Genomic DNA, 12,563 nt, shown 5'->3' with positions numbered 1-12,563 from the left:
GACACGGCAAAGGGCTGGCAAGGCCCGCAGAGGCGCCCGACCGGGAATCGGCACGAAACCTAGTCGCGCCGGCCCGCCTTGTCCAGAAACACCCCGGCCCCCCGCCGCAATGGGGCACGGCACCGCGCAGGCCGCCCCTTGGAAGGAGCGGCCTGCAGCATCAGTGTCAGACGCCCTGTCTCAGGCCGCTGGGGCGGGCTGCGCCCGTTCGACCAGGCGGGCAAAGAAGCTTGCCCCGATGGGCGCGATCTCGTCGTTGAAATCATAGGCCGGGTGATGCAGCCCCGCCCCTTCGCCCTGCCCGATGAACAGATAGGCGCCGGGCCTTGCTTGCAGCATATAGCTGAAATCCTCGGCCCCCATCTCGCGGGGGCAATCGCCGTCCACATTGGCCGCGCCCGACACCTCGGATGCGACCTCGACGGCAAAGGCGGCGCAGGCGGGATCGTTCACCGTGGCCGGATCGCCCTGCTGGTAATCCAGCGTCGCCTCGACCGCAAAGCTCGCCGCCTGCCCGGCGACGATCTCGGCCATGCGGCGCATCACCATCGCCTGCACCGCCGGATCGAAGGTCCGCACCGTCCCGTTGATATAGGCATCCGCGGGAATCACGTTATGGGCCGAGCCGGTATGGATCTGCGTGACCGAGACGACCAGATCCTCGATGGCATTGTGGTTGCGGCTGACGATGCTTTGCAGCGCCTGCACGATTCCCACCGCCGCGATCACCGGATCGGCCGTCAGATGCGGGTTCGCCCCATGCCCGCCGCGGCCCTTGATGCGGATGTCGAAGGCATCCACCGCCGCCATCAGCGGGCCGGGATTGGTTTGGAACGCGCCCACCGGGACATTGGGCGAATTGTGCAGGGCATAGACCTGCGCGATGCCGAAGCGGTCCATGATCCCTTCATCGACCATGACCTTGGCCCCCCGCCCGCCTTCCTCGGCCGGCTGGAAGATCAGGGCCACGCGGCCCGAGAAGTTGCGCGTCTCGGCGAGGTATTTCGCCGCGCCCAGCAGCATCGTGGTGTGCCCGTCATGGCCGCAGGCGTGCATCTTGCCCGGGGTGCCCGAGGCATAGTCCTTGCCCGTCGCCTCGATGATCGGCAGCGCGTCCATGTCGGCCCGCAGGCCGATGGTCGGCCCCTGGCCCGCCGCATTGCCGCGCCCGTTGATGATCGCGACGATGCCGGTCCGGGCGATCCCCTCATGCAGCTCGTCCACGCCGAAGGCGCGCAGGCGCTCGGCCACGAAGGCGGCGGTCTGGCCCAGATCGAACTGCAGCTCGGGGTGCTGGTGAAGATGCCGGCGCCAGGCGGTCATCTCGTCGGCATAGCCGGCAATGCGGTTCAGAACGGGCATGGTGAACTCTTTCACGTCAGGGTAATCCTGCGCGCAATCCAACCGAACGGGGCCAGATTGTCCATGACCGACGCGACAGACGAGCTTTCCCGCCTAGCGCAGATCATGGCCGCCCTGCGCGATCCGCAGACCGGCTGTCCCTGGGACATCGAACAGGATTTCGCCTCGCTCGCCCCCTATGCCATCGAGGAGGCGCATGAGGTGGCCGATGCCATCGCCCGCGGCGCCTGGGACGAGCTGCCGGGCGAGCTGGGCGATCTGCTGCTGCAGGTGGTCTTTCAGGCGCAGGTCGCTTCCGAGGCGGGGATGTTCGATCTGGGCGATGTGGCGCGGGCGATAGCGGACAAGCTGGTCGCGCGCCATCCCCATATCTTTGCCGGCGAAAGCCGCGACAAGACGGCCGAGCAGCAGGTCCGCGACTGGGAGGCGATCAAGGCGCAGGAACGCGCCGCCCGCGCCGAACGCGGCACCCTCGACGGGGTGGCGCTGGGGCTGCCGGCGCTGACCCGCGCGGTCAAGCTGCAGAACAGGGCGGCGCGGGTCGGCTTTGACTGGCCCTCGACGGACGAGGTGCTCGACAAGCTGGCCGAGGAAACGGCCGAGCTGCGCGCCGCGGCTGATCCCGTCCACCGGGCCGAGGAATTCGGCGATCTGCTGTTCGTGATGGCCAACCTTGCCCGCCACATGGGGATCGACCCCGAGGAGGCGCTGCGCAGCGCCAATGCCAAGTTCACCCGCCGCTTTCAGTCGGTCGAGGCGGCCCTGGCGGCGCGCGGCCGGCGGCCGGAACAATCCGACCTGGCCGAGATGGACGCCCTGTGGAATGCCGCCAAGGCGGCAGAACGGGCGGGTTAGCCCCCCGCCGCGGTCAGGGCCGCGTCATAGTCCTGCAATGTCCCGCCCGCGCCCCGTTCGGACAAGATGCGCCTCCATGCGCGGGCGCCGGGGCGGCCGTGGAAAAGGCCCAGCATGTGGCGCGTGATCTGGTGCATGCGCCCGCCTGCGGCCAGATGCGCGGCAATGCGGCCGCGCATGGCCAGCGCCGCATCCAGCGGCGCGGCAAGGGGCGGCGTCTCGCCCCACAGCGCATCGGCCTGCCCCAGGATCGCCCAAGGGTCGTGATAGGCGGCGCGGCCGATCATCACCCCGTCCATCACCGCAAGCTGCGCCCGCGCCTCTTGCAGCGATCCGATCCCGCCATTGATCGACAGGTGCAGGGCGGGAAAGGCCGCCTTCATCGCATGCACCAGCGGATAATCCAGCGGCGGGATCTCGCGGTTCTCGCGCGGCGACAGGCCGTTCAGCCACGCCTTGCGGGCATGGATGATGACCCGGCGCACCCCCGCTTGCTCGACTGCGGCCAGAAAGGCGGGCAGGATCTCGGCGGGCTGCTGTTCATCCACGCCGATGCGGCATTTCACCGTGACCTCGACGGGGCTCGCATCCTGCATGGCCCTGACGCAGGCGGCAACCAGCGCGGGCGATTTCATCAGCACCGCGCCAAAGCAGCCCGACTGCACCCGGTCGCTGGGGCAGCCGACATTGAGGTTGATCTCGGCATAGTTCCATCCGGCCGCGATCCGCGCCGCCTGCGCCAGCTGCGCCGGGTCGGACCCGCCCAGTTGCAACGCCGCCGGCCCGTCCGCGTCATGGTCCAACAGCCGGGCACGGTCGCCATGGATGATCGCGGGCGCGGTGATCATTTCGCTGTAAAGCAGCGCCCGGCGGCTGAGCAGCCGGTGAAAGGCCCGGCAGTGCCGGTCTGTCCAGTCGATCATGGGGGCCACGGAAAGCCGCGCCGCCTGCCGCGCCGCGCCGATCGCGCCCCCTGCCGCGACCGGCCCTGCCGCCGGGGTGTCCGTCCCGGACGCGCCGGCCGGGCGCAGGGATGATGCCGTGCAGGGCTGCGTCATGATGATCCCGCTCGTCTGTCCAGACCCGCCTTCCTACAGCAGGGCCGGATCGCCGGCAACGCGACGCCGGCGCCGGGAACGGGTTGAGCCGGGCGCCCTGCGCGCCTATCTTGGAAGGCAAGCGCGAAAGGCACCCCCGATGTTCTCGATCCCCGGCAAGCCCCCTGTCACCATCACGCCCGCCGCCGAGGCGCGGATCGCGCGGCTGATGGCCGACAAGCAGGCCGGCGGCCTGCGGATCGGCCTGAAGAAGGGCGGCTGCGCGGGGATGGAATACACGATGGAACTGGCCGAGGCCGCCAATCCCGGCGACGAGGTCGTGGAACAGGGCGGCGCGCGGGTGATGATCGCGCCGACCGCGCAGATGTTCCTGTTCGGCACGCAGATCGACTACAAGACCGACCTGCTGGACAGCGGCTTCCGCTTCATCAACCCCAATGTCACCGAAAGCTGCGGCTGCGGTGAATCGGTGCGCTTTGCCCCGCTGGAAGGATCGGCCGCGCAACGCGGCTGACCTTGCCTACCCCGGCCCGCAAAGCCCATGCGGCCAGCAAGCAGGGCAGCCGAGCCGCAGCACGGCCCGCAGCGGTCCGTGCATCCGCCTTTGTCTCATGCGCATGTCCCGCCGCCTCGCAGGGCAGATCGCGGGCTGCCCTATCCTGCCTTGCGGCTCCTGCCCGCCCCTGAGCCGTTCTGGCCGCGCATGGCAGGGGCGAAATCCGCAGGCCAAGGGACCACCCGTCTTGCCATGGACAGGACAGCCGGGCTAGGCCGGCATGACGATCAAGGAGGATGCGATGGCCCCCCCCAAGCTTGCCGCCGGCAACTGGAAGATGAACGGCACCCTGCAATCGCTGGCCGAACTGGACGCCCTGCCCACGGCGCCGGGGGTAGAGGTGCTGATCTGCCCCCCCGCCCTGCTGGTTCAGCCAATGGCCGGGCGCGCCGCCGGGCGCATCATGGTCGGCGGCCAGGATTGCCATGCCGCGGCGTCGGGCGCCCATACCGGCGACATCGCGGCCGCACAGCTCAAGGATGCGGGCGCAAGCCATGTCATAGTCGGCCATTCCGAGCGGCGCAGCGACCACGGCGAAACCGACGCCGCCGTCATGGCCAAGGCGGCCGCTGCCCATCAGGCTGGCCTCGTCGCCATCATCTGCGTGGGCGAGACCGAGGCGCAGCGCGACAGCGGCGAGACGCTGTCCGTCATCGCCGGGCAGCTTGCCGCCTCGGTTCCCGATTGCGCCACCGCCGCCAATACCGTCATCGCCTATGAACCCGTCTGGGCGATCGGCACCGGCCGCACGCCCAGCGCCGCCCAGATCGCCGAGGTGCATGACGCCATGCGCCAGGCGCTTTGCGCCCGCTTTGCCGACGGGGCCGAGATCAGCCTTCTTTACGGGGGCAGCGTCAAGCCCGCGAATGCGGCAGAGATCTTTGCCATCCCGCATGTGAACGGCGCGCTGGTCGGGGGCGCCAGCCTCAAGGCTGCCGATTTCGGCCCCATCATCTCGGCGCTTTCCGCCGCCTGAAGGCAGGGACGGGCGGCCTATGCCCGCCCCGGCTGATCCTAGCGGAACAGGATCAGCGATCCGGGCGACCAGTCCACCCGGACGCGGGTGCCCAGGTCGGGCAGCTCGCGGCCAAAGACGTTACGCATCGAGATGCGGATCTCGTGCTTGCCCTCAAAGCCGTCGCCTTCCAGCATCACGTCGTAATAGCTCATGTCGCCGTAATAGACGACCTCGTCGATCAGTCCCTCGGCCACATGCGTGCCGGCCGGCGCATTGGCCGCCAGCAGCGTCACCGCCTCGGGCCTGAAGCCGATCGAGGGGCCGGCATCGCCGCGGTCAGCGCGGCTGACATTGGCCGCGGGAATATCCACGCGGCCGAAACCGGGTGTCTCGATCGTCACCGTCTGGGCGGTTTCGCCCAGGATACGCGCGGGCAGGAAGTTCATCACCCCGATGAACTCGGCCACCCGGCGGCTGGCCGGGCGGGTATAGAGCGCCTCGGCCGAATCAAGCTGGGCGATCTCGCCCTCGAACATGACGGCGATACGGTCGGACATGACCAGCGCCTCTTCCTGGTCATGTGTGACCAGCACGAAGGTGATGCCCACCTGCCGTTGAAGCTTGATCAGCTCGACCTGCATCTGCTCGCGCATCTTGCGGTCGAGCGCGGAGAGCGGCTCGTCGAGCAGCAGCACCTTGGGTTTCAGGATCAGCGCCCGCGCCAGCGCCACCCGCTGGCGCTGGCCGCCCGACAGGGCATGGGCCGCACGCGCGCCGTATCCGCGCAGGCCCACCATGGCGAGCGCCTCCTCCACCGCGGCCGCTTTCTGCGCGCGGCTGCGCGGGTCGCGGCGCAGCCCGAAGGCGACGTTCTGCGCGACCGTCAGATGGGGAAAGATCGCATAGGACTGAAACACCATGTTGGTCGGCCGCACATTGGCCGGCACGTCCGCCATGTCCTTGCCGTCGATCAGCACCACGCCCGAGCCGATGTCCTCGAAGCCCGCGATGGTGCGCAGCAGCGTGGTCTTGCCGCAGCCCGAGGGGCCGAGCAGCGAAAAGAACTCGGCCTCGCGGATGGTCAGGTCGATGCCGCGCAGCGCATGATAGTCGCCGTAATATTTGTGAACCTCGCGGCACTCGATCATGGGCCTGCGGTCCATGATCGGCGTCGGGCGGCCCTGGGCATCGCGGGCGGGGGCATAGGCGGTGGAATGGGCGGTCACAGGAAGCCTCCGCTGTCCTTCTGGCCGGTGCGGGCGACGCCGCGGCGGCGGAAATATTCGGCGACCGTCAGCAGGACGATCGACATGGCGACCAGCACCGTCCCCAGCGCCATGATCATCGGGATGGATTTGGGGAAGCGCAGCTGGCTGAAGATATAGGTCGGCAGCGTCGGCTCGTTCCCCGCCAGGAAGAAGGCGATGATGAATTCATCCAGGCTGATCGTGAAGCTCATCAGCATGGCCGAGATGATGCCGGGCATCACCAGCGGCAGGATGACCAGCCGGAACGCGTTCCACTTGGTCTCGCCCAGATCCTGCGCCGCTTCCTCGAGCGATCGGTCAAGCGAGGAAAAGGCCGTCGTCAGGATCGCGACCGCATAGGGCATGCAGACGAGCGTATGGCCCAGGATCACCGTCAGGATCGACAGCGGCACCCCGACGCCCAGCAGCACCACCAGCAGTGACACGCCCACGATGATTTCCGGCAGGACCAGCGGCAGCATGATCAGCCCCATCACCGGCCCCTTGCCGGAGAAGGCAAAGCGCGTCGAGGCGCGGGCCGCGAACAGCCCCAGGCAGGTCGCCAGCGCGGCCGAGCTGAGCGCGATGACCAGCGAATTCAGCAGCGCCCGGCGCAGCGTGGCGTTTTCCCACATCTGGCCGAACCACTGGGTCGTGATCCCCTTCAGCGGAAAGGCGACGATCGTGCCCGAGTTGAAGGCGAAGATCGGCAGCAGCAGGATCGGCGCATAGAGGAACAGCAGATAGAGGATCGCATAGGCCCGCAGGCCCCCGCCCTTCATTGCCGCACCTTGAGGAAGCGGCGGTTGAGGAACAGGAAGATCAGCGCCAGCACCGTCACGACCAGCATGGCGCTGACCGCGATGGCCGATCCCAGCGGCTTGTTGTCGATATCCAGCATCTGCGCCTGAATGAGGTTGGCCACCATCGGGATCTTGCCGCCCCCGATGATCGTGGGGGTCACGTAATCGCCGATGGTCGGGACGAACACGATCAGCACCGCCGCCAGCACCCCCGGCATGGCCAGCGGCAGGGTGACGCGCCAGAAGGTCATCGCCCGGCTCTCGCCCAGATCGCGCGCCGCCTCGAGCAGCGAGCGGTCGATCTTTTCCAGCGCGACATAGATCGGCAGGATCGCGAAGGGGGCATAGGCATGCGCCAGCGTCATCACGATCGACCCGGTGTTGTAGAGCAGGAAGGTCAGCGGCTGGTCGATCAAGCCGAGGCTTTTCAGGCCCGAGTTGATGACCCCGTTATGCCCCAGGATCACCTTCCACAGGAAGACGCGCACCAGATAGCTGGTCCAGAACGGGATGGTGATGAGAAACAGCCACAGCGACTTGCGTTCGGGCCGGACCACGAAGGACAGGAAATAGGCGATCGGAAAGGCCAGCAGCACGGTCAGCATCGTGACCAGCGCCGCAACCCCGAGCGAGCGCAGCATCAGCGTGCGGAAGATCGGATCGCTCCACACCGCGCGATAGTTTTCCAGGGTGAAGCTGCGGATGACGACCTGATAGCCATCCTTGAAGAAGGAATAGGCCAGGATCGTCAGCAGCGGGATCGCCAGCATCAGCAGGGCATAGACGAAGGGGGGCGTGACGATCCGCCACCCTTGTGCCGATTCCGTTCCGCCGGCGGCTGCCATCCGCGCCTTCCCTTTCCCCTGCCGCCTGCCGCGGCCGTCTGGCGCATCAGAACCACAGGGCCGGTTAAAGGAAAAGCGCAATTTTTCTTTCCGCGCCCGCGTGCCCGCCCCGATCGGCCGGGGGGCTGAAAGGGCGTCTCGACAGGCGGGCCGGGGCTGTGCAATCTGCCTTCGCATTCGGCAGAAGCGGGGCGCAACGAACCCGCCTGCGACAGTGGAGGACGACATGACCGACAAGATCGAACTGGGCCGCCGCGCCTTTCTGACCCGTGCCGGCATCGGCGGCGCGGCGGCGGCGGCAGGGGCCACGCTGGCTGCGCCGGCGATCGCGCAGGAATCGCCCACCATCACCTGGCGGATGGCGTCGTCCTTTCCCAAGTCGCTGGATACCATCTACGGCAGCGGCGAGGATGTCGCGACGCGGGTGAAGGAAGCCACCGACGGCAAGTTCACCATCCAGGTCTTTGCCGCGGGCGAGATCGTCCCTGGCCTGCAGGCGATGGACGCGGCCACCGATGGCACGGTCGAATGCGCCAACACAGTCGGCTATTACAGCTGGGGCAAGGATCCGGCCTTTGCCTGCGGCGCCGATCTGCCCTTCACCTTCAGCGCCCGCTCGAAAGCCGCCTATAACTACTATGGCGGCGGGATCGACACCTATAACGAATTCCTGGCCACCAAGGGCCTGATCAGCTTTCCGGCGGGCAATACCGGCGCCCAGATGGGCGGCTGGTATCGCAAGGAAATCAAGTCGCTCGACGACATGAAGGGCCTCAAGATGCGGATCTCGGGGCTGGCCGGCCGGGTGGTCGAAAAGCTGGGCGTGGTGCCCCAGCAGATCGCCGGGGGGGACATCTATCCCTCGCTGGAAAAGGGCACCATCGACGCCGCCGAATGGGTCGGCCCCTATGACGACGAGAAGCTGGGCTTTCAGAAGGTCGCGCCCTTCTATTACTACCCCGGCTTCTGGGAGGGCGGGCCGACGGTCGGGGTGTTCATCAACCTGGAAAAGTGGAACGCGCTGCCCGACACCTACAAGTCGCTGCTGCGCACCGCCTGCCAGGCAGCCGACAGCAGCACGCTGGCGGAATACGACTTCAAGAACCCCACCGCGCTCAAGAACCTGGTGGCCTCGGGGGCGCAGCTGCGGCCCTTCCCCGAAGATGTGATGACCGCCGCGTTCGACGCATCGCGCCAGGTCTATGCCGAACTGTCCGCACAGAACCCCGCCTTCAAGAAGCAGTGGGATGCCCAGCAGCAGTTCATGAACGACTGGTATCTGTACCAGCAGACGGCTGAATACACCTTCGACACGATGATGATGATCCAGCAGCGCAACGGCAAGCTGGCCGGGGCTGGCGGGGCTGCGCCGGCTGCGCCAGCCGCACCGGCCGCGCCCAAGAACTGACGGCCCGTTTCCCGACCGCCTTGCGCCGCCGCCCTTCGGGGCGGCGGTCTGCATTGGGGCGCAGGCTAGGGGCCTGTCCCCTTGCCCAACAGGCAAGACGCAAGGCGCGGCGCCTCAGAACGACGATCGCGCCAAGCCGTCCTTGCCAAAGGGTCAAGCGTCAGGCGAAAGGCCAAGGGCCGGCCTGAGCGGATGCTGGGCCGGGGCGCGATAACGCGCCCCGCGGGCCGCGCCTTTGGCCCCTGCCGGGCGCCGCTGCATCAGGGATCGCAAACCGTGCCCGAAAGGAACGGCGGCCCGCAACGGTGCAGCGTTCCCGGGGCAGCGCAGTTCGCCGGGCGCGCATGGGCGGCTCGGCAGTCAGGCGACGGGCGCAGGGGCGCGGCCGGGCAGCGCCGGCACAAAGCCCCTGCCCCGGCAACCTAGTTCGACTGCGGCGCCGCAAGGCCCGGCGGCGGGCCGGACAGCCCGCCAAGCCCGGACGGGGCCGAAGCCTGGCCCGCCGTCTGGGGGACGGCACCTGCTGGGGCCAAGCCGGGCTCGGCTGCGGAAGCGGGCGGCAGGGCAGCAGGATCGCTTGCCCCCGGCTGGCCCTCAGGCGAGGAAAGGCCTGCCCCCGGCATGATGCCCGAGGGCGAGACGGCGGAGGAAGGCGCTGCCGGCACCGGGATGCCGGCCGGCGGCACGGCAGGGGCCGGCGCATTGGCCGCAGGCGAGCCCAGGCCGCCCAAGCCGCCAAGCCCGCCCAAACCGCCGCCCAACCCGCCGGGTGCGCCGGTCGCCTCGCCGCCACCCGCAGCCGGCGCAGCAGCAGCTCCCGCCGGCGCAGGGGGCGCGCCGAAGGGGCTGCCCAGACCGCCCAGACCGCCGCCCAATCCGCCGCCCAGACCCGAGCCGAGGCCCCCAAGGCCGCCCGAGCCGCCGCCCATGGGCACCTGGAAGCTGGTATTGGACAGGTCCACCGGCTTGCCCTTGTAGTGCATGACCATGCCGGGAATCAGGATCACCAGCCCGATCATCACGATCTGGATCAGGACAAAGGGCACCGCGCCCCAGTAGATCTGGGCGGTTCTCACCGGCTCGATCATCTGTCCGGTGACGCGGTCGCGATAGGCCGCCTTGGGGGCGACCGAGCGCAGGAAGAACAGCGAAAATCCGAAGGGCGGGTGCATGAACGATGTCTGCATGTTCACGCCCAGGATGACGCCGAACCAGATCAGGTCGATCCCCAGCTTTTCCGCGGCAGGCGCAAGCAGGGGCACGATGATGAAGGCCAGTTCGAAGAAGTCGAGGAAGAACGCCAGGAAGAACACGAGCAGCGAGACGACGATCAGGAACCCGTATTCGCCGCCCGGAAGCGAGGTCAGCAGCTCTTCGACCCACAGCTGCCCGTTCACGCCATAGAAGGTGAGCGAGAACACCCGCGCCCCGATCAGGATGAACATGACGAAGGACGACAGCCGTGTCGTCGCCGCCAGCGCCTGCGGGATCACCCCGCCGCCCAGCCGGCCCTTCAGCCCGGCCAGCACGAGCGCCCCGACCGCGCCCATGGCGCCGCCCTCGGTCGGGGTGGCGATCCCCAGGAAGATCGTGCCCAGCACCAGAAAGATCAACGCCAGCGGCGGGATCAGCACGATGATGACCTGCTGGGCCAGCCGGCTCATCCAGTTAAGGCCCAGACCGCGATCCAGCAGCGCAAGCGCATAGATGATCACGACGGCGCCCGTCGCGGCAAGGATATCGGCATTCGCGCCATGGCCCGGCGCCAGCCGCTGCCACAGCGCATAGAAGACACCGCCCCCCAGCGCCAGCGCGACGATCAGCGACAGAACGCCCGAACCCAGCGTCCGCGCCTCCTTGGGCAGGGCCGGCATCGACTGGGGCCGCAGGATCGACATCGTGAAGACATAGAGGATGTAAAGCCCGGTCAGGATCAGGCCGGGATACATCGCGCCCTTGTACATGTCGCCCACCGACCGGCCCAATTGGTCGGCCAGCACGATCAGCACCAGGCTGGGCGGGATGATCTGCGCCAGCGTCCCCGACGCGGCGATCACCCCCGAGGCGATGCGCCGGTCATAGCCGTAGCGCAGCATGATGGGCAGCGAGATCAGCCCCATGGCGATGACCGACGCGGCGACTACGCCCGTCGTCGCCGCGAGCAGCGCGCCCACGATGATGACCGCATAGGCAAGCCCGCCCCGGATGGGGCCGAAAAGCTGGCCGATTGTGTCGAGCAGATCCTCGGCCATGCCGGATTTTTCCAGCACGATCCCCATGAAGGTGAAGAACGGAATCGCCAGCATCGTCTCGTTGCTGAGCAGGCCCCAGAGCCGCTCGGGCATCGCCAGCAGCAGGCTCCAGTGAAGATTGATCTCGCCCCCCGACAGGGGCGCGATCTCGACCCCGATAAGGAAGAACAGCAGCCCGTTCGCCGCCAGCGAGAATGCGACAGGATAGCCCATCAGCAGGAACGCGATCAGCGACAGGAACATGATCGGCGCCATGTTGTGGGCGATAAGCTCCATCATCATGGGCGGATGCTCCGGTCGGTGTGATTGCGCTGATGCGCAAGGGGGTGGTCCATCATCTCGTCGGTCGCGGGATGGTCGGGATCGGCAAAGCCCACCTCGGCCAGCAGCCTCTCGTCGATCGCAGCCTCTCCGTGGGGCGAAAGCTGCGCCTGCGTGTCGGGAATGATGCCGCGCATCACCGCGATCTTCTTGATGATCTCGGAAATGCCTTGCAGGAACAAAAGGATGAAGCCGGCCAGCAGCAGCGCCTTGGCCGGCCACAGCACCAGCCCGCCGGCATTCATCGACCGCTCGCCCGAGTGGTAGGAACGCGCCAGCCAGGGCACCATCAGCCAGATCATCAGCGTGACGAAGGGCATCAGGAACAGAAGATGGCCTGCCAGATCGATCACATGCTGGGTGCGCCGGCTGCGCCCGCCATACAGGATGTCGATGCGGATATGTTCGTTTTCCAGCAGCGTGTAGGCCGCCGCCAGCAGGAACGCCGCGCCGTAAAGATACCACTGAAGCTCGAGCCAGGCGTTCGAGGACAGTGACCAGACCTTGCGGCTGATGGCGTTTCCGGCGCTGACCAGCACCGCGACCAGGATCAGCCAGCTTACGCTGCGGCCGATAACGGTATTGACGCGGTCAATGCCGCGCGACAGGCCCAAAAGGCCGCCCATCCTGTTTCCTCCCCCCGTCGCGCCGCCTTTACCCGAGGCGAAGCGGCGCCATTGCAGGGACCGGATATGGCCGAGGGGGCGCCGCGCGGTCAAGCGTTTCCATGCGCGCCGCCGCGGTATTCCCGCCCCTGCCGGCCCTGCATGACGCGCGCGGGCGGCCACGCAGGCGTCAGGCGCAGCTTTCGGTCAACCGTGCGGTGCTGCCGGGGCGGGCCGAGGGGCGCGATCCCGTCTGCGGACAGGCCACCGGGCGCCCTGTCCGCGGCGCGGCA

Annotated in this window: 11 protein-coding genes; 4 read left to right on the top strand and 7 right to left on the bottom strand. The window is 68.0% G+C overall.

Translation table 11 applies throughout. The annotated features are described in order from the left end of the window. Window positions 1-180: 180 nt before the first annotated feature. Window positions 181-1,362, bottom strand: a complete 1,182-nt coding sequence (locus tag B0A89_RS10410) for a M20 aminoacylase family protein (protein WP_085378097.1) — start codon at window positions 1,360-1,362, stop codon at window positions 181-183. Window positions 1,363-1,425: 63 nt separating this feature from the next. Between B0A89_RS10410 and mazG the strand changes: the two genes are divergently transcribed. Then, window positions 1,426-2,217: a nucleoside triphosphate pyrophosphohydrolase gene (mazG, locus tag B0A89_RS10405; RefSeq protein ID WP_085378096.1), complete on the top strand. Its 792-nt coding sequence runs from the start codon at window positions 1,426-1,428 to the stop codon at window positions 2,215-2,217. Here mazG and dusA read toward each other — a convergent pair. Next, window positions 2,214-3,140, bottom strand: coding sequence for a tRNA dihydrouridine(20/20a) synthase DusA (gene dusA / locus B0A89_RS10400; RefSeq protein ID WP_240558699.1), 927 nt, complete (start codon window positions 3,138-3,140; stop codon window positions 2,214-2,216). The genes mazG and dusA overlap by 4 nt on opposite strands. 274 nt (window positions 3,141-3,414) lie before the next feature. On the opposite strand from dusA, the gene B0A89_RS10395 reads away from it, so the two are divergent. Further along, window positions 3,415-3,789 carry a HesB/IscA family protein gene (locus B0A89_RS10395; RefSeq protein WP_085378094.1) on the top strand — a complete coding sequence of 125 codons (375 nt, stop codon included), beginning with the start codon at window positions 3,415-3,417 and terminating at the stop codon, window positions 3,787-3,789. 283 nt (window positions 3,790-4,072) lie between these two features. Continuing rightward, window positions 4,073-4,807, top strand: a complete 735-nt coding sequence (gene tpiA, locus B0A89_RS10390; RefSeq protein WP_085378888.1) for a triose-phosphate isomerase — start codon at window positions 4,073-4,075, stop codon at window positions 4,805-4,807. Between the two features lie 38 nt (window positions 4,808-4,845). On the opposite strand, the gene B0A89_RS10385 is transcribed toward tpiA, so the two are convergent. The 3 genes from B0A89_RS10385 to B0A89_RS10375 form a co-directional block, all read right to left on the bottom strand. After that, on the bottom strand, window positions 4,846-5,937 hold the full coding sequence (locus B0A89_RS10385) for an ABC transporter ATP-binding protein (protein WP_085378887.1): 1,092 nt from the start codon (window positions 5,935-5,937) through the stop codon (window positions 4,846-4,848). Between the two features lie 74 nt (window positions 5,938-6,011). Continuing rightward, on the bottom strand, window positions 6,012-6,818 hold the full coding sequence (locus tag B0A89_RS10380) for an ABC transporter permease (RefSeq protein WP_085378093.1): 807 nt from the start codon (window positions 6,816-6,818) through the stop codon (window positions 6,012-6,014). Next, entirely contained in the window at window positions 6,815-7,684 is an 870-nt protein-coding gene (locus B0A89_RS10375; RefSeq protein ID WP_085378092.1) for an ABC transporter permease, read from the bottom strand. Before B0A89_RS10375 ends, B0A89_RS10380 begins: the two co-directional genes overlap by 4 nt. A gap of 244 nt (window positions 7,685-7,928) precedes the next feature. On the opposite strand from B0A89_RS10375, the gene B0A89_RS10370 reads away from it, so the two are divergent. Beyond that, window positions 7,929-9,092: a TRAP transporter substrate-binding protein gene (locus B0A89_RS10370; protein WP_157115417.1), complete on the top strand. Its 1,164-nt coding sequence runs from the start codon at window positions 7,929-7,931 to the stop codon at window positions 9,090-9,092. A gap of 422 nt (window positions 9,093-9,514) precedes the next feature. On the opposite strand, the gene B0A89_RS10365 is transcribed toward B0A89_RS10370, so the two are convergent. Together B0A89_RS10365 and B0A89_RS10360 are read right to left on the bottom strand one after the other, a co-directional pair. Beyond that, window positions 9,515-11,623: a TRAP transporter large permease gene (locus B0A89_RS10365; RefSeq protein ID WP_157115416.1), complete on the bottom strand. Its 2,109-nt coding sequence runs from the start codon at window positions 11,621-11,623 to the stop codon at window positions 9,515-9,517. Then, entirely contained in the window at window positions 11,623-12,291 is a 669-nt protein-coding gene (locus B0A89_RS10360) for a TRAP transporter small permease subunit (protein WP_085378090.1), read from the bottom strand. The genes B0A89_RS10365 and B0A89_RS10360 overlap by 1 nt, the downstream gene beginning before the upstream one ends. Between the last annotated feature and the right edge of the window lie 272 nt (window positions 12,292-12,563).

Origin of the sequence: Paracoccus contaminans (genome assembly GCF_002105555.1) — a bacterium.
In the GTDB taxonomy this organism is placed as follows: Bacteria; Pseudomonadota; Alphaproteobacteria; order Rhodobacterales; family Rhodobacteraceae; genus Paracoccus; species Paracoccus contaminans.
The sequence above is the reverse complement of the archived record's forward strand: the minus strand, read 5'-3'. Positions and strand labels throughout refer to the sequence as shown.

Excerpts from the sequence above, each read along its gene's own strand:
- B0A89_RS10410 (WP_085378097.1), bottom strand. The coding sequence starts at position 1,362 with ATGCCCGTTCTGAACCGCATTGCCGGCTATGCCGACGAGATGACCGCC.
- mazG (WP_085378096.1), top strand. The coding sequence starts at position 1,426 with ATGACCGACGCGACAGACGAGCTTTCCCGCCTAGCGCAGATCATGGCC.
- dusA (WP_240558699.1), bottom strand. The coding sequence starts at position 3,140 with ATGATCGACTGGACAGACCGGCACTGCCGGGCCTTTCACCGGCTGCTC.
- B0A89_RS10395 (WP_085378094.1), top strand. The coding sequence starts at position 3,415 with ATGTTCTCGATCCCCGGCAAGCCCCCTGTCACCATCACGCCCGCCGCC.
- tpiA (WP_085378888.1), top strand. The coding sequence starts at position 4,073 with ATGGCCCCCCCCAAGCTTGCCGCCGGCAACTGGAAGATGAACGGCACC.
- B0A89_RS10385 (WP_085378887.1), bottom strand. The coding sequence starts at position 5,937 with ATGATCGAGTGCCGCGAGGTTCACAAATATTACGGCGACTATCATGCG.
- B0A89_RS10380 (WP_085378093.1), bottom strand. The coding sequence starts at position 6,818 with ATGAAGGGCGGGGGCCTGCGGGCCTATGCGATCCTCTATCTGCTGTTC.
- B0A89_RS10375 (WP_085378092.1), bottom strand. The coding sequence starts at position 7,684 with ATGGCAGCCGCCGGCGGAACGGAATCGGCACAAGGGTGGCGGATCGTC.
- B0A89_RS10365 (WP_157115416.1), bottom strand. The coding sequence starts at position 11,623 with ATGATGGAGCTTATCGCCCACAACATGGCGCCGATCATGTTCCTGTCG.
- B0A89_RS10360 (WP_085378090.1), bottom strand. The coding sequence starts at position 12,291 with ATGGGCGGCCTTTTGGGCCTGTCGCGCGGCATTGACCGCGTCAATACC.